This is a genomic window from Calditerrivibrio sp. (assembly GCF_049968475.1).
In the GTDB taxonomy this organism is placed as follows: domain Bacteria; phylum Chrysiogenota; class Deferribacteres; order Deferribacterales; family Calditerrivibrionaceae; genus Calditerrivibrio; species Calditerrivibrio nitroreducens_A.
This window is the reverse complement of sequence record NZ_JBMFQS010000009.1, coordinates 1-16,837: the sequence shown is the minus strand read 5'-3', so window position 1 is coordinate 16,837 and position 16,837 is coordinate 1. Positions and strand designations below refer to the sequence as shown.

15 protein-coding genes, 1 tRNA gene and 1 pseudogene are annotated in these 16,837 nt (G+C 35.2%); 11 read left to right on the top strand and 6 right to left on the bottom strand.

Translation table 11 applies throughout. The features are described from left to right. Positions 1-4: 4 nt before the first annotated feature. The 6 genes and pseudogenes from ACP5Q2_RS07995 to ACP5Q2_RS07970 form a co-directional block, all read right to left on the bottom strand. The gene (locus tag ACP5Q2_RS07995; RefSeq protein WP_428098991.1) at positions 5-538 is read right to left on the bottom strand and encodes an NADP oxidoreductase; all 534 of its coding nucleotides are present in this window, start codon (positions 536-538) and stop codon (positions 5-7) included. Further along, a complete protein-coding gene (hoxU, locus tag ACP5Q2_RS07990) occupies positions 535-1,230 on the bottom strand; it encodes a bidirectional hydrogenase complex protein HoxU (protein WP_428098988.1) in 696 nt (231 codons plus the stop codon). The genes ACP5Q2_RS07995 and hoxU overlap by 4 nt, the downstream gene beginning before the upstream one ends. After that, positions 1,227-2,836: pseudogene (locus ACP5Q2_RS07985) on the bottom strand (NuoF family protein). The gene hoxU and the pseudogene ACP5Q2_RS07985 overlap by 4 nt, the downstream one beginning before the upstream one ends. Then, positions 2,826-3,320: a bidirectional hydrogenase complex protein HoxE gene (gene hoxE / locus ACP5Q2_RS07980; RefSeq protein WP_424605763.1), complete on the bottom strand. Its 495-nt coding sequence runs from the start codon at positions 3,318-3,320 to the stop codon at positions 2,826-2,828. Before hoxE ends, ACP5Q2_RS07985 begins: the two are co-directional and overlap by 11 nt. A gap of 70 nt (positions 3,321-3,390) precedes the next feature. Then, entirely contained in the window at positions 3,391-6,696 is a 3,306-nt protein-coding gene (locus tag ACP5Q2_RS07975) for an ATP-binding protein (RefSeq protein WP_428098985.1), read from the bottom strand. Then, positions 6,689-7,504: a PhnD/SsuA/transferrin family substrate-binding protein gene (locus ACP5Q2_RS07970; RefSeq protein WP_428098982.1), complete on the bottom strand. Its 816-nt coding sequence runs from the start codon at positions 7,502-7,504 to the stop codon at positions 6,689-6,691. Before ACP5Q2_RS07970 ends, ACP5Q2_RS07975 begins: the two co-directional genes overlap by 8 nt. Before the next feature lie 153 nt (positions 7,505-7,657). On the opposite strand from ACP5Q2_RS07970, the gene ACP5Q2_RS07965 reads away from it, so the two are divergent. From ACP5Q2_RS07965 to ACP5Q2_RS07915, 11 genes are all read left to right on the top strand, one after another. Further along, entirely contained in the window at positions 7,658-8,503 is an 846-nt protein-coding gene (locus tag ACP5Q2_RS07965) for a phosphate/phosphite/phosphonate ABC transporter substrate-binding protein (RefSeq protein WP_428098979.1), read from the top strand. Further along, on the top strand, positions 8,484-11,828 hold the full coding sequence (locus ACP5Q2_RS07960; protein WP_428098976.1) for a sensor domain-containing protein: 3,345 nt from the start codon (positions 8,484-8,486) through the stop codon (positions 11,826-11,828). Before ACP5Q2_RS07965 ends, ACP5Q2_RS07960 begins: the two co-directional genes overlap by 20 nt. A gap of 79 nt (positions 11,829-11,907) precedes the next feature. Then, on the top strand, positions 11,908-12,678 hold the full coding sequence (locus ACP5Q2_RS07955; RefSeq protein WP_424605759.1) for a DUF72 domain-containing protein: 771 nt from the start codon (positions 11,908-11,910) through the stop codon (positions 12,676-12,678). After that, complete coding sequence (locus ACP5Q2_RS07950) at positions 12,678-13,949, top strand: aspartate aminotransferase family protein (protein WP_424605758.1); 1,272 nt, start codon at positions 12,678-12,680, stop codon at positions 13,947-13,949. Before ACP5Q2_RS07955 ends, ACP5Q2_RS07950 begins: the two co-directional genes overlap by 1 nt. Next, positions 13,942-14,205, top strand: coding sequence for an EscU/YscU/HrcU family type III secretion system export apparatus switch protein (locus ACP5Q2_RS07945; RefSeq protein ID WP_428098972.1), 264 nt, complete (start codon positions 13,942-13,944; stop codon positions 14,203-14,205). The genes ACP5Q2_RS07950 and ACP5Q2_RS07945 overlap by 8 nt, the downstream gene beginning before the upstream one ends. Positions 14,206-14,221: 16 nt before the next feature. After that, complete coding sequence (locus tag ACP5Q2_RS07940) at positions 14,222-15,010, top strand: SDR family NAD(P)-dependent oxidoreductase (RefSeq protein WP_424605756.1); 789 nt, start codon at positions 14,222-14,224, stop codon at positions 15,008-15,010. An 8-nt stretch (positions 15,011-15,018) separates the two neighbouring features. Then, on the top strand, positions 15,019-15,312 hold the full coding sequence (locus ACP5Q2_RS07935) for an ArsR/SmtB family transcription factor (RefSeq protein WP_428098969.1): 294 nt from the start codon (positions 15,019-15,021) through the stop codon (positions 15,310-15,312). Between the two features lie 60 nt (positions 15,313-15,372). Beyond that, positions 15,373-15,873, top strand: coding sequence for an RNA chaperone Hfq (hfq, locus tag ACP5Q2_RS07930; protein ID WP_428098966.1), 501 nt, complete (start codon positions 15,373-15,375; stop codon positions 15,871-15,873). 5 nt (positions 15,874-15,878) lie between these two features. Beyond that, positions 15,879-16,253, top strand: a complete 375-nt coding sequence (locus ACP5Q2_RS07925; RefSeq protein ID WP_428098963.1) for a response regulator — start codon at positions 15,879-15,881, stop codon at positions 16,251-16,253. A 139-nt stretch (positions 16,254-16,392) separates the two neighbouring features. Next, a tRNA-Thr gene (locus ACP5Q2_RS07920) sits at positions 16,393-16,466 on the top strand. 28 nt (positions 16,467-16,494) lie between these two features. Next, a partial coding sequence (locus ACP5Q2_RS07915; protein ID WP_428098960.1) for a GTP-binding protein occupies positions 16,495-16,837 on the top strand: 343 nt, incomplete at its 3' end.

Genomic DNA, 16,837 nt, shown 5'->3' with positions numbered 1-16,837 from the left:
CACCTCATTTTCCAAATCTTGTATGCTGAAATACATCGAATTTTTCTTGATTTAATATAGATTTAATAAGATTATAAAAAGCATCTGCAGGTGGAGGACATCCAGGTAAATAGTAGTTAACATGAATTATAGCATTTACAGGTAATACATTTGTAAGAAGAGGCGGAACATCAAAGAATTCCACTTTATTATGCTTATCGCTATTTTCCGCATAGCCTCTATCAATGACTGAATTTAGTTTAAAGCTATTTCTCATGGATGGGACATTACCGGTTATGGCGCAATCCCCCATTGCTACTATAATACTGCTTTTTTTTCTGATCTCCTTGATCTTTTTTATATCCTCTGTGGTACTGACTGCTCCTTCCACAAAGGTAACATCTACAGATTCCGGAAATTCTTTGAAATCCACAAGAGGACTGTAGACTATATCGAAAAACTGCAATACCTCCAATAGCCTTTCATCTATGTCAAGAAAGGACATATGGCAGCCGGAGCAGCCATCCAGCCAGACGGTGGCAAGCTTCTTTTTCATCATTGACCCCTCATTATTTTAAGATAGTTTAAAAAATCTCTCTTCTTTCTGGCTCCAACAGGTTTACCTTTTTCAAATAGAGCACCTGTGGGGCACACCTGAACACATTTTCCACAGCCTGTGCAGGTTTCAGCTTCCCCCCAGCCTCTGGCAAAATCTGTTATGATCCTTGCATTGTGACCTCTTCCGCTTATATCTTTGGTGTGGGCCCCTTCTATCTTGGCGCATACCCTCACGTACCTTGCACATAATACACATCTATTATGGTCTATGCCGTATTTTTCATGGCTCAGGTCTACTTCGCATCTGGGATACTGGTTTTTTATTTCGAAATGATCCATCCCTAATTCTATGCTAAGATTCTGAAGTTCACAATTACCATTGGCAATACAAATAGAGCATATATGATTTCTCTCTGCGAATATCATTTCCAGAATGGTTTTCCTGTATTCTGTTATTTCTGAATTATTGGTGACAATTTTCATTCCATCTTCAACTTTTGTGATACATGATGGTGCAAATCTTTTACCATCTATCTCTACGATGCAGATTCTACAAGAACCTATCGGCGTGAGCCCCTCCAGATGACAGAGGGTTGGAATCTTTATGCCATGTTCTCTGGCTACCTCTAAAATTGTCTGATCTTCCCTTCCGGATAGTTCCACTCCATCTATTGTAAAGGTTTTTATTTTCATCGGTTCCCTCCGTTAAACTTACATACACCAGCAGGGCAGTACCTGTGTAAAACATGTTCGTAGAATTCATCCTTAAAGTATTTAAAAGCGCTAAGCACAGGATTTGGGGCAGACTGTCCCAATCCGCAAAGGCTTGTTTTTTTCATTGTATTGGCTATTTTGACCATTGTAGTTAGATCTCTTTCGTTACCTTCACCTTTTGTTATCTTATCAAGTATTTCGTAAAGCTGAACGGTACCATTTCTACATGGGGCACATTTTCCGCAGGATTCTGATTTGCAAAAGTCTATAAAAAATTTAGCCATATCCACCATGCAGGTGTCTTCATCCATAACGATCATACCACCTGAACCCATTATGGAACCTAAGTGTACCAAAGATTCGTAATCAACCGGAGTATTTAGATATTCTGAAGGGATGCAGCCTCCGGAGGGGCCACCAGTTTGAACTGCTTTGAACTCCTTGTCATTAGGTATACCACCCCCAATCTCAAATATTAAATCGTAAAGCTTGATCCCCATCGGAACTTCCACCAGTCCTGTATTTTTTATATTGCCGGAAAGGGCAAAAACCTTTGTACCTTTACTCTTATCAGTACCTATTGAGGCAAACCAACCAGACCCATTATTTATTATGGTGGAAATATTGGCGTAAGTTTCCACATTGTTTATCAGTGTGGGATAATTTTTTATTCCGGATTCCGCAGGGTATGGTGGTCTTGGTCTTGGGGTTCCCTTTTTCCCCTCTATAGATGCAATCAATGCTGTCTCTTCCCCACATACGTAGGCTCCGGCACCAAGTCTTACCTCAAGGTTAAAGTTAAAAGTGGTGCCTGCGATATTTGTCCCCAGAAGGTTGAATCTTTCTGCATTTTTAATGGCATTTTTTAGCCTTTTTATGGCAAGGGGGTATTCGGCTCTGACGTATACATATCCTCTGTTTGCACCTATTGCATAGGCTGCTATGAGCATCCCTTCAATAACCCTGTGGGGATCACTTTCCAGTATGGCTCTATCCATAAATGCACCGGGATCCCCTTCATCTGCATTGCAAACCAGATACTTTATTGGGGACTGCATTTTTGCCACAGTACTCCACTTAAGCCCTGTGGGATAGCCACCACCCCCCTTCCTCTAAGTCCAGATTTTATCACTTCATTGATGATTTCATCGGGGGAGAGCTCATTTAGGCATTTGAGAAAAGCTTTATACCCTTCATTTAAAATATATTCTTCAATCGATTCCGGATCTATTTTACCACAATTTTTTAGTACTATTTTCTGCTGTTTTTCATAAAATTTTTTGTTTTCATCACCAATTTTTTCTGGATTTTGTATAAAATTAACTATCTCATCAATATTGTCTGGTTTGGCATGCTCTATCACAAACCCTTCTGGTTCGATTCTCACCAATGTTCCTCTACTGCACAAACCAAGACAACCCACACCTTTTACCTTCCTGTCAGGGAATATCCTCTTTAGTTCTTCCAGCACTTTATCGCTACCAAGGGCAAGACACCCTGCCGCAACACACACTGAGATGGTACTCTGCTTATCTTTACTTAAAAACTGATCATCTATCTTTTCCAGCAATTCCTCATACAGCATCTCTACACCTCTTTATGACTTCATCAAGCTTTTCGCTGTTTACTTCCCCTAAAATTTTATTGTCCACCACCACCACAGGGGCAAGGCTGCAGGCTCCCACACATCTGGCAGTTAGAAGGGAAACTTTACCGTCATTTGTAGTGTCACCATCTGATAGATCGTGATGGTTTTTTAAATGTGCAAGTAAGTTGTTTGCCCCTTTTATGTAGCATGCCGTACCGGTACATACCACACAGATATGTTCTCCTTTTGGTTTTAATGTAAAATAATGGTAAAATGTTACAACACTGTAGGCTCTGCTGTATGGAATATTCAAAGATTCAGAGACAAACTTGAGGGCATCTTCATCAATAAATCCGAAATATTCCTGAACGGTATGAAGTACTTCAATCAGTGAATCCGGATTGTAGCCATTTTTTTTCATGGTATTCTGGATAATTTTCCACCTTTTATCTTCCGATGGAAGTTTAGGTTTACCAAACATATAACCCCTCATTATACTATTTTTTATTTCAGTTTTAGAGTGATGCTATACTAAAACTTTTACATTTGAATTATACAATAAAATTTTTCTTATTCAAATAAACCTGAAGTTTGTCAAATTCATTCTTCAATGTTTCGGTAAGTTGATCAATAATTTCATACTTGCCAGATTTTGCGGAGATCTCTATCTCTTTTGCAATATTACCTATTTTATCCGCTCCCACGTTGTAGGAAGAACCCTTTATCTGATGGGCAATTTTAGTTATCTTTTCATATGAATCAGATTTTTTCAGAGTTCTCAATTCATTTATCGATTGTTCGGTATCCGCAACGTAAATTTCCAATATTTGTTTTATACATTCTATGTCATTTACAGAATTTTTTAGTCTTTCAGCGTCAAAAAGCTCCTCATCTATGGTATCTTCCGCAGCGTCATCAGAATTTATGGATTTGTGCAAAACAGAAAAGATCGATCTTTTAATACTGCCAATTGAGATAGGCTTTGAAATAAAATCGTTCATCCCAGCATTGATGCATAGCTGTTTATCTTCTTCAAAAGCGTTGGCTGTCATTGCAATAATTGGAGTGTTGTTATCAATAACTTCTGGATCAGTTCTTATTATCTTTGTGGCGGTTATACCGTCCATTTCCGGCATTGACATATCCATAAAGATCAGATCATACCTTTTAGTTTTTACTTTTTCTACAGCTTCAAGACCGTTATAGGCAGTGTCAATATGGGTTATGCCGAGTTTTTTTAGCAAATTGGTGGCGATGATGCTGTTTACTTTATTGTCCTCCACGAGGAGAACTTTGAGTTGTTCAATATCAATAGTTTCATCCATAATATAATAAACCTCTCCTGAATTTTCGCATTCTTTGATATCTGCTTTTTTGAAATCTATTTCAAAACTGAAAATAGACCCCTCACCGACCCTACTCTCTACTTTTATTTCACCCCCAAACATTTTTATTAGATTTTGGGAGATGGCAAGACCAAGGCCTGTACCTCCAAATTTCCTCGTATGAGTATCATCTATCTGTGAAAAAGGTTTAAAAAGTTTATTCATTTTGTCTTCCGGAATCCCTATCCCGGTATCTCTTACGGAAAATTTTAGTCTTATCTCAGTTTCAGAATCTGATATGATTTCCATTTTTACTTCCACCTCACCTTTTTCTGTGAATTTCACAGCATTTCCTGCCAAATTGATCAATACCTGACTGAGTCTATGCGGATCTCCGTAGACACAGATCTCCCTATCCGGATAATCGATATTAAAGGACAACCCTTTTTGGATGGTGGTGGGGTAGATGATGGATCGTACTCTTTTTAATACCTTAATGGGCATGAAGGGGATTTTTTCAAGTTTTAGGTATCCACTTTCGATTTTTGAAAGATCCAGAATATCGTTGATGAGCATTAAAAGATGTTCACTGCTACTTTTAATGATATGTAGATAACTTGATATTTCCTCTGGCAGATTCTGTTTTGGTATCAACTCGAGGGCACCTATTATACCATTTATTGGTGTTCTGATTTCATGACTCATACTTGATAGGAACAGGCTTTTTGCTTTATTTGCAGCTTCTGCCTGTTCTTTTAGAATCTCCATCCTTTTTATGTTATTTATACTTTCAGTACGATCGGAGAATATCCACAATGTTCCTGAAAATTTAAAGGTATTTAATGGGACTTTTCTGATTTCTATATGTTTTTCATCCACTGTATTCAAAATAATATTATTTTTATTGGAGTATGCAAAGTTTATAAACTCTGACTGATCTTTAAAATTAAGACAGATAAAAGAGATCACTTTATCGATCCCTTTTGGAACTAAATCAAGTGGCACACAGAAATCTTTTACCATTTTATCGTTTATCTGAACAATAGTGTTATCATCCGTCAGCATCACGGCATCATTAAAGTTTTCTATGATGGTATTCAGAATAAAGTTTGTCTTATTAAGTTCATTTTCCCTTTCAACAAGTTCTGAGATGTCTACGAAAGTAACGAGTGCATAACTTTGTCCCTGATATTCAAACCTTTTTGATTTTAGGTTTACGTGAAGAAAACTACCATTTTTGGACTTAAAAATTTCAATTCCTTTGTATTCAGTATTGTTTGTCAATACCTTGAATACTGGACAATTTTCTTTATCCAAGTGATGGACGTGAAAAATATCGTGGGCTGATTTCCCTAGGAGATCATCTTCTGTGTAACCAAGAATGCGTGTCAGGGATTCATTTATTCTTATGGTATTGCCATCCTGGTCCATAATATAGAGCCCAGTATGAATGCTGGATAGAATATTTTCTATAAATTTTTCATTTTCTAGTACCTTATCATTTTTAGCACTCACCATTGTAAAAAGTGTGGAGAGTAAGAATGTTAGTAGTACTAATGTAAAAATATCAAATTGAAATTTTTTTAAAATATTATTCAATTCCTCTGACTTTGAGATAGATATTATTAATGCGGTTTGAGTTTGATATGTGTCAAGGATAGTGGTTTTTAAAATCAGGTAGTTCTTACCGTTGTATTTAACATATGTGCCGCCTGAGTTTTTTTGATTTAAAAGTCTGATAAAATCTTTATCTTCTTTGGACGATTCCAAAACCTGTTTATATTCTGATGGGATATCTTTTAATGAGTCGTAAAGCTCTCTGTTGGGATCTTCTACCATCCAGCCCGGTGTAAATTCTTTGTATAACTCTTTTTGGTCATCAAATAATTTATTGAGGTTATCTTTTTTAATTAGGGCGATAATTTCTATCTTTTCAAAAAGATCCGACATCATTTTCCTCAATGATTCAAAAGGAAAAGATATCTCCACACTCCCTATATGTTCATCTTTCCATATAATCGGATATACATTTCTAAAACCAGAGGCAACCTTTCCCATTTCAAAAGTTCTTACTATCTGGAGATTTTTGTTGGCCAGCCAGACATCAGGTCGTTCGATTTTTAAGCTATCCCCAAACTTATCAGGGGCATGCATCCGCAGGATGCTCTCCGCATTTGTGCTATGGAAATGGAACTGTCTTACACCTTTTTTCTTTAGAATTTCATACTTAGGGTATAGCAGGCGGTAAAGCTTTAGTCTTAATAGATCTCGATTTTTGTTGTCAGCATGTTTGTAATCTTTTAAGATCTCTAAAACGTCAGTATTCATTACATAAGTATCAAAATATAAGTCGGCTACATTATTATGGGCTATAGTTACAGATTTCCAGACTATTTCCTGCAAATTGGAATTATTATGAAAGAAAACTTCAAGTGTTCTTTTATTATTGTAATAGATCATTACTGAAAAAGGGGTGAAAAGAATCAAAAATGATAGTATGAAGGTAAGTGTTCTTTTTCTTAAATTACTCATATATTCTCTTTAATATGTTGCTATCAAGTAGCTTTTCAAAATTAATATATTTTGATTCATCAAAGCGATCAAAGCCATTTTTTCCTATCTTCAATATTGATAGAGTGTTATTTGGTATTTTTAGCAATGAATTTCTTATAAGATCGATATCATTTTGGGACATAGTTTTTTTATTTGCCACGATAATAAAGGCAGGCAGTTCATCTGAAGAGATAATAGCTTTTAACCCCAGATTTTTGTATTTTTCAAAGATATCCTCCTTTGTGGCACCGATACTGAACAATCCTGCAATTACTTTTTTGGCAACCTCTTCATGGTTTCCAACATAACTATAGGGTATCGACTCAAGATCCGCACCTTTTTTTTTCAGTGCTGAATGCACAAAAGTATACCCGCAGGTGGATAGAGGGTTTGTCATGGCGATGTTTTTGATGTTTTTTAATGGATCCATCTGGTCGATGGGAGCAAAAAGCACACATCTGTAGGAGCTTTTCCCATCTTTTTCCCTTACCATAACTAAAGGTTCGTAATTGCTGTACTTTCTTTTTAGTGCCAGAAAAGGGATTGGTCCAAGATAAGCTATATCCACATCTCCTTTTATAAACATCTCCACAAGTTCTTTGTGATTTTCATAGTATGTTATTATAATTTTCTTATTTGTTTTATCTGTGACATAATTCAACAATGGCTTGTGTTGTGCTATGGTGGATTCTTTATTACCAACAGAAACGGCGGAGTAGATGTATTGTTCTTTAGAAAGTATTGTTAGTGGAAGAAATAACAATAAAATAAATATCAATTTTCTCATATACTCAACCTCTTCTGAAATTATTATAAAATAAAAAAAGAAGATTATCAACTGGAATTTTATATATAAAAGTTGATTTTTTTGTTGATAAATAGAATTTATATGCTATTATTGAATTATAACAAATAGAATATACACAATTGGAGATTCAAAATGTTATATAAGAATATTTTTCTGGTTATTATGATGATTATTTTTGTGCCGATCCTTATTTATTCCGAGATAAGTTTTGCCCCTATCCAGATGGAAACTGCGGATAGAGAGTATGAAAAATGGAAGCCTTTTATGGCTCTTCTTGAAAAGGAAACAGGGGAAAAGGTGGTATTTAAGCACGCTAAGAGTTATAATGAATTAATTGAGATGATAGCTAAAAATCAAGCTCATTTGGCATATCTATGCCCTTTGACCTATGTGATGACAAAGCAGAGAAATAATGATATTTATCCACTTTATGCCATAAATGTTTCTTCGGGAGGGAGTAAATATAGATGTGTACTTTTCAAATCTGGCGATAAAAAGTTAAGTGTGAAAAACTTAAATGGTGCAAGATATGCTCTTGTGAGCCCTTATGCAACGTGTGGTTTTCTTTCTATGAACTATCTATATCAAAAATATACAGGCAAACAACTTACGGCAGAGCGATTTGTCTATTTGGATAGCCACAATAGTGTAGTGGAGCATGTGATTGCTGGAGATTTTGATTTTGGTGGTACAAACAGTATAGTTTTTGAAAAATACAAAGCTCTTGGTATTGAAAAGGTGGATGAAACACCGGACTTACCTGGTTTTGTCATTGTTGTAAACAGAAAGCTAATTGGTGATGAGAAATTGAATAGATTGAAAAAAATCATAAAGAATATTTTTGAACATGAGGAAATTAAAAGGGTCAGCCCATTCGGAATCTCTTCTGCAACCGATACTGACTATGACATTATAAGAAAAATGATGCCCGTCAAAATCCCTATGGAGGGTAATTTAAGTGCAAAGGATATTAGATAATTATAGATTGTATATTTTAGTACTTTTTGTAATTACTTCAATATTTATTACCTCGTTTTTAATATTCACTTTTTCAAATGAGATTAAGTCTGTATATACTTTTTCCATTTCTAACTTAGAAAGTAGCTTCAATAACAACAGGGATAAATACGATGTATTTTTGAGAACAGAAGTAAGAACAATCCTGAACGATCCGGAGATTGTTGATGCCATTAAAAATATCAATATGAATAAATCAGTGGTGGAATACAGGAGATTATTATTTAAAAAACTTTACAAAAACTATAAACTTTATAAAGAAAAGGGGATTGTGATTTTTAATATATGCGATACAAACTCGATTTTCTTGAATTTTAATCAGCCTGAATTAAGTGGAGCCATCTTATATAGAAAGAGCCTTGCTTATCAGGCTATAGAAAAAAAAGAGGTTGTTATAGGTTATGAAACATACTACGACAGGTTGGTATATGCATATAACTACCCGATAATAATGGATGGCAATATATATGGCGTGATTGTATTTGGATTTAGCTTGAGTGCTATACAGGAGGATTTAAACCAAATTGAAGGTGTACAACATATAATTTTAATAGCAGGAAATGAGAAAGAGAACGATAAATTTTTGGTTAAACTAAGCGATAATCTGGACTGTTTTTATGAACATGATCTTCTTCTAAAAGAAAGAAGTGATTCGCTTGAGTTTGCCAAAAAGATTATTTCAAATTATCCTGATAAAAAAGAGCTATCAGGTAAACTTGATTCTGGTAAAGACTTTTTCCTTTACTATAAGTTTGATAATGAATACTATCTTATGCTTTTCAAACAGATCCTTCCGGAAGGTACTACCCATATCTATCTCGTGTCTGTAACAAAAGCACCTTTCATAAGTACTATGATAAGAAGATATATTACTCAGGGAGTATTAGGGATAGTTTTTAATATAATCATATTTACTGGACTATTCTTAAGTTTCAAGTTTTACGAAAAAATGACAAAAACAGAAAAGCTTACACGAGAGATCAGCCAATCACTAAAAGATTCCCTTGTCATTTTAGATAACAATGGCAAAATCATATATTACAATCCATCGGTAATAAAATTCTTTAGAGACATCGCTAATCTTACTAAAAAAATTGAATATATTTTATCCTCCAACGATCAGCAAATAACCATAGAACTGGATGGAGAAAGTAAAATTTTTTATGTGCATAAAAATGACGTGATCGTATCAGGTAAAAAAGAGGCTACGGTTGTTTTGTTATTTGATATTACTGAAAAGATAACTCTTTCGGAGAAGTTTAAATTGGCTTACGAAATTGTAAAGCACAATTTAAGTGGTATAGTAATTACAGATATCAACGGCATAATAATAGATGTAAATGATGCATTTTTAAGGATCACTGGTTATGATAGAGATGACGTGATCGGTAAAAAACCATCTATTTTAAAATCAGGTATTCACGATGAAAAATTTTATGAAAATATTTGGGAAAATTTATCTAAACGTGGGGTTTGGGAAGGTGAAATATGGAACAAAAGAAAAAACAACGAGATATATCCAGAATACCTTTCGATATTTACAATAAATGATGAACAAGGAAGACCGAAATATTATGTTGGTAGTTTCATAGAGATATCAGAAATAAAAAGATATGAAGAAAAGCTCGAATTTCTGGCGTATTACAATGAAGTCACAAAATTACCTAATAAAAGGTTTTTCATTGAAAAAGTTAGAAAATTTATTCATGATAATCCAGGTAAAGATGTGGCTGTATGTTATCTTGACTTAGATGGCTTTAAACAATTTTTAGATAAGTATGGTCTTGAAGTTTCAAACAAAGTTATCAATCAGATATCAAATAGGATAATGCCGATTCTTAAAAAAAATGATATCATAGCTCATTTTGATGAAGATATATTTGTAATTGCCACAATTGTTGATGATACGAAAGAGCTTGAAGATTATCTTGAAAAGATCCAGTTTGCCATATACAGGCCGATTACTGTGGATGGTGTTGTCTGGAAATTCACCTGCTCTGTAGGTGTTACTATATATCCAGAGGACAATGAGATCCCCTCTGAGCTTGTGAGACATGCCCAACAGGCTATGTTTCAGGCTAAGAGTAGAGGTAAAAATCGCATATTATTTTTTGATCCAATTATGAGTAAACAATTGGCCATAAAAAAAGAAAAACTGGCCATGATTGAAAGGGGACTCAAAAATAAGGAATTTATCTTGTATTTGCAGCCAAAATTCAATGTAGAAAAGAAAGAGGTGGTTGGGGCTGAGGTGCTGGTAAGATGGGTACATCCCCTACACGGGTTGATACCACCATCTGAATTTATACCATATATCAGCAATTCTGATATTGAGGTGGAGTTTGATAAGTATATTGTGTCAAGAGCTTTTGAGTGCATAGATTATCTTTATAGTAGAGGGCTGAAAGTTAAGCTGAGTATAAATGTTTCCCCTAATGCATTACTCAATGAAGAATTGATTGATTTCATCAGGGAAACTCTATTAACTGATGTGAAAGAAAAAAGTAGTATAATAGAAATAGAGATTATTGAATCCACATCGATAACAAATCTCGATAAAGCATCTGAGATCTTAAATGAATTTAGCAAAATCGGTTTCGGCATCTCTGTGGATGATTTTGGAACAGGCTATGCCTCATTGGATTATATTAAAGCCCTTCCCATAGACACGGTTAAGATAGATAGGACATTTGTGGTGGATATGTTATCTGATCCAACGAATCTTAATATTACAGAAGTGATCATATTGCTTGCAAAGGCTTTTAACAAAGAGATTGTTGCGGAAGGGGTGGAGACCGTAGAAACTGCATCTGCTTTATACAAATTGGGTTGCAATATATTTCAGGGGTATTTAATTTCAAAACCACTTCCGATAGAGGAATTTGTAAATATGTATCATAGGTTTAATGATATATCTATTTCACAACTTATTGATACCCATTTTAAAACTAAAGAAGAAATCGAAATTTATTCTGCTGTAAACGCTTTTTCAAGAATAATAGATTTATTAATCAATTATGGAAGTCACGATTTTGATCAAAATAGTTTCGATAGGTTGTATTTCAATCTTATGTCTTGGCTTAGAAACAAAGGTGTATCCTATTACAAGAAGAAAGAGATGTTCGTTCAGATCATAGATGAGATGTTGAATATAAAAGATCATATTGAAAAAGTTTTAAAAAATAATTATCCAAAAGATATGCTCTACGATTTTATACAGGAGTTAAACAAGCTTATGGAAAAATTAAAAGGAACTTATAAGAAGATATGTAATGAGCAAACATAATAGATAAACGATTAACTATTTTTTAGTTGATTTATTTTCCAAAACATACTATTCATCATAATGAATACAGAGAGGCTTTATGGGGAAAGATTTTTCAGTTTATTTAGGTACCAGTGGATACAAGTTCGATGATTGGGTTGGAAGCTTTTATCCATCAAATGTGAAAAAGATGGAGATGCTTGAGTATTATGTTCAGCATTTTAACCTATTGGAGTTGACTTATACTTATTATAAGCTACCCTCTTACGGAGAGATAAAAAATATTTTCGATAGAAGTGGCGGGAATACAGTTTTTACCGTAAGGTTACCACATTTTTTCCAGAAAAATAAATTTAATGAGGATGATGTTAAAAACCTTTTTATTGCATTATCTCCAATACAGGAATCAGGTAGACTCTATGCCCTATTTGTGGATTTTAATTATAGGTTTTCCGCATGTAAAAAAAATCTTGAATATCTTATCTATCTTAAAACTATTTTTAAAGATAATACTCTTTTTGTGGAGCTTCCAAATAGGACATGGTACAAAGAGAGGTATCTTACTGAATTAAAAAACAATAAAATCGGCTTGATTGCCCTTGATCTTCCTATGGTTTCAGGTTTTGCCCCTTTTTACCTTTCACCAATTGAGGGGAAATCTTACATTAGATTATATGGCAGAAGTAAGCTCTGGCTTACGCCGGAAACTAAAGAGTTAAACTATAACTATTCTTTAGAAGAGCTTAAAGAACTATCCATAGAAATCAGGCGTATCAGTGAGGGATCAAATCTGGCGGTCTCCTTTTGTAATGTAATAGATGGATATGCACCGAAAAATGCTCTGAAGCTAAGAGATATTCTGGGTAATTAATGAACTATTTTGATATTTACAGCAAGAGGTTTAAAAGCTCAGGTGATATATTTGATCGCTTTAAAAATTCCTTTCCCAAAGGTGTAAGCCACGACATCCGTTTTTTTGCACCTTTTCCATTTGTGGTGGAAAGGGCTTATGGGTCTAAAATACTCACAATCGATGGTATTGAGCTTATCGATATGTGGATGGGGCATTATGCCAATATATTAGGACATACCAATAGAGATATTGTGGAGGAGATCTATAGAGTATCAAAAGAAGGTGTGCAGATCGGTATTTTAAACAGATATCAATTGCAATTGGCGGAAAAGATCAGGGATGCTGTGCCTGAGATGGAGATGATGAGGTTTTGTACATCCGGCACAGAAGCTACGATGTATGCCACAAGGATCTCAAAAAAGTTTACCCGTAGAGGAGTAATTGCCAAGATAGAAGGGGGATGGCATGGTGGCAATACAGACCTATCCTTCGATGTGAAACCACCATATAGTAGAATTAAAAATGATGTTTTGTCAATACCTTATAACGATCTTGAAACTTCGCTTGAAATTTTGCATTCCCACAAAGATAAAGTGGCTGCGGTTATTCTTGAGCCTGTATTAGGTGCCGGAGGAGGAGTGGCGGCGGAAGTTGATTTTTTAAGGGGTATAAGAAGATTTTGCGATGAAGATGGTTCTCTTTTGATATTTGATGAAACCATTACAGGTTTTAGGTTCAGATTTGGTAGTACATGGCCGATTTTTGGTGTAAAGCCGGATCTGTTTACAATGGGGAAGATAATCGGTGGTGGTTTTGCTATAGGGGTTTACGGTGGAAGAAAAGATGTTATGCAGATCATAGAAAAGGGGGATATAATCACCGGTGGGGGTACCTTTTCAGAGCATCCGGTTACAATGGCTGCAGGGTTGAAAACACTTGAATTACTTGAAAAGCATGACTATAATCATCTTAATCTAATGGGTGAAAAATTAAGAGAAAATATCTCATCTCTTTTAAACGAGGATTCTAATATTATAGTAAGTGGATTTGGATCTATGACAGCATTGCATTTTCATAAATCCTTTGATGATGTGGATAGCAAAAGACCTTCAACTTTTTTGACAAAAATTGACTCAGATAGGGAGAGCCTTTTTAAGATATTGATGATATTAAATGGTGTATTTACGATGCATTCGGGTGGATGCCTCACTTTTGCACATAGTGATGAAGATTTTAGAAATATTTTAGCTGCGTACAAAAAATCGTTAGAGCAGTTGTATAATGGATAAGGCTAAGAAGGTAACGGTTCTCAGGTACGATCATGAAAAAGATTCTGCACCAAAGGTGGTTGCAAAGGGTAGAGGGATAATTGCCGAAAAGATTTTAGAAAAAGCAAAAGAGTACAATGTATTGATAAAAGAGGATCCAGATCTGTTGGAGGCTCTTTATAGATTGGATATATACCAGGAGATACCGGAAAATTTGTATCGTGTAGTGGCGGAAATCTTAAGTGAGGTATACAGGATTAATAAGAAACTTTCTTAGTTAAAATGGGGGATATATGGATTATTTCAGAAGCTTGAGAGGGAAAAATGTTTTGGTTACAGGGGCATCAAGTGGTATAGGGGAAGCCTGTGTAAAGGCTTTTGCTCGGGAAGGTGCAAATCTTATTTTTTGTGCCCGAAATATTGAAAAATTAAAATATTTAGAAAATGAAATAAAAGAGACATACCGTGTAAAAACTTTTATTGGAAAAGTGGATGTTCGTTTGCTGGAGCATGTGAATTATTTTCTATCTTCTATTCCGGATGAATTGTCTAAAATCGATATCCTTGTAAATAATGCCGGACTTGCCCTTGGGCTTGAAAAGTTTTATGAAGGAGATGTGGAGGATTGGGATACAATGATTGATACCAACATAAAAGGGTTGCTCTATTTTTCAAAAAATGTAGCTAATATTATGCTAAAAAATAACACACATGGACACATAATAAATATTGGATCCATCGCTGGGCAGGGGGCCTATCCTGGGGGAGCAGTCTACTGTGCCACAAAGGCAGCCGTTAGGATTTTGACAGATGGTATGAGGATCGATCTGGTTGATAAGCCGATAAAAGTTTCAAATATTGCTCCGGGTATGACGGAAACAAACTTCAGTAATACGAGATTCCACGGTGATAATGATAGGGCTAAGAAGGTTTATAAAGGGATTAAACCTCTTTCAGCGGAGGATATCGCAGAGATAGTACTTTTTACGGCAAAATTGCCGGAGCATGTCCAGATTGGAGAGCTTACCGTGACCCCCCTTCATCAATCGAATTCTATGGTGATTTTTAGAGAAAATGAGTGAGGTATAAAATGGACAGTGCATGGTTGGATGAATATTCTGAAAAATTGAAAGCTCTGGGACATCCAATAAGGCTTAAAATTGTGCTTGGACTGATGCATAATGAGTGTAATGTAACAAAAATATGTGATGGTTTAAAGATTCCACAGGCTACAACCAGTCAGCATCTTGCAATTTTAAAAAATAAAGGTATATTGGAAAGTGTGAGGGATGGTACCACAGTATGCTATAGAGTAAAGGATGAAGCCATAAAGGAGATTTTAAGGAGACTGCTTGAGGTCACAAACACAAAATTTGAATGCTAAAACAAATACCTTGACTTTAAAAGATAATTTTAGTATAGATTCTAAAATAATGGGGGAAATATGTCCTTATATGCTCAGTTAGAGTTTGTTTATTTGCAAAATGCATCCATTAAATCAGTACCTCTGCTGTTTATTATGAACAACAAAGAGAGGTTCAGAGGTAAAATTGTGGATTTTGACCAGTACACTATTATCTCTGATGACCTTGGTTATAAGCTTTCTCATAGTAAAAAGGATATTGCCACTATCGCATCAGTGAAGAATATTATAGATATAGAATATATCAGCAAAATTTATTATCAGTCTAATCTTGGGAAAAGGCCTAAACATTTAAAGCCACCGATGCAGGATATATTTCTGAACGAAGTGAGAAAGTCTAAGTCACCTGTCACGATTTATCTCCGCAATGGTGTAAAAATAAAAGGTAATCTTATAGGTTTTGATGATTATACTATTCTGCTTTCTTACGAAGATAAACAACAGTTGGTTTATAAATCTTCTGTTTCTACTGTCCATCCTATTTATCAGGATGGAGAAATTATAAAATATGATGGGGAATAGAGATTATGGAAAATTCAGAAATCAAAATATTGATTGTGGATGATGAAGAACATACAAGATTGGGTTATGCTGAGGTATTGAGGCTTGAAGGCTATGTTGTGGATACGGCGGAAAATGGTAGAGAAGCATTTTTTAAGCTTCAAGAAATGGATTTTGATGTTGTGGTCACAGACCTTAGAATGCCGGAGCTTGATGGTATGGGGCTGATCGATCGGATCAGGCAGTTAAAAGAAAATCAGAAAATCATAATTATCACTGCATTTGGTACATTCAAAACCTACAAGCAGGCAAAAGATGCAGGTATAACAATGTTTTTGAATAAGCCAGTGAGGGCTAAGGATTTAAAAGAGGCAATAATTCAGATATTAAAGAAACAGTAAATATTCCATATTGAATATTTTTTTAGTTTTATTGTGTGAAGAAGGGAAAATCGTATTATGCAAAAAAAATACTTGACATAGCTCTAATTTAATTATATTTATACAGTTCATTTTGTATTGTAGATATGTATGGAAAATAGCCCATGTGGCTCAGTCGGTTAGAGCGCGTCCTTGGTAAGGACGAGGTCACCGGTTCGATTCCGGTCATGGGCTTAATATAAAAAAAAGAGGGAGAACTTTTATGGGAAAACAGAAGTTCGAGAGGAAGAAACCTCACGTTAACGTAGGTACGATAGGTCACGTAGACCATGGTAAGACTACTTTGACAGCTGCTATTACCAGAGTATTGTCGACTAAGGGTTTGGCAGATTTTGTGGATTATTCCAATATTGACAAGGCTCCGGAAGAGAGGGAGCGAGGTATTACGATAGCCACAGCCCACGTAGAGTATGAGAGCCCCACAAGGCACTATGCACATGTGGATTGTCCTGGTCACGCAGACTATGTAAAGAACATGATCACAGGTGCAGCCCAGATGGATGGGGCTATACTTGTTGTAAGTGCTGCAGATGGTCCTATGCCTC